Origin of the sequence: Corallococcus sp. CA054B (genome assembly GCF_003611625.1) — a bacterium.
Taxonomy (GTDB): domain Bacteria; phylum Myxococcota; class Myxococcia; order Myxococcales; family Myxococcaceae; genus Corallococcus; species Corallococcus coralloides.
On sequence record NZ_RAVY01000443.1, the window covers coordinates 1 to 413 of the forward strand.

1 protein-coding gene is annotated in these 413 nt (G+C 66.1%); it reads left to right on the forward strand.

Annotated elements, in window-relative coordinates; genetic code table 11:
• Positions 1 to 231 precede the first annotated feature (231 nt).
• Positions 232 to 413, forward strand: a 182-nt coding sequence (locus tag D7V80_RS41240) for a hypothetical protein (protein WP_147447422.1), incomplete at its 3' end; no start/stop codon positions are given.

Sequence of the window (413 nt, forward strand, 5' to 3'; positions counted from 1 at the left end):
GACGTGAAGGGCGCAACCGCTCAGTACCACCCGGAGGCGGGGCCGGGGCCGCATGACGCGACCTATTTGTTTGATCGATACCTGGAGTTGATTGGATGAGTTTGCGGACCGCGGAATCGCGGACGGCGGAGGTTGGCGGACGGCGGACAGCGGAGAACGTGTCCCGCCATTCCGCCGTCCGCCAACCTCCGCCGTCCGCCGTTCCGCGGTCCGCCAACCAGCCGAGTCCCCATGCCGCGTAGAAACGACATTTCGAAAATTCTCGTCCTGGGCTCCGGCCCGATCGTCATCGGCCAGGCCGCCGAGTTCGACTACTCCGGCGCCCAGGCGTGCAAGGTGCTGCTGGAGGACGGCTACGACGTCGTGCTGGTCAACTCCAACCCGGCGACGATCATGACCGACCCGGAGTACGC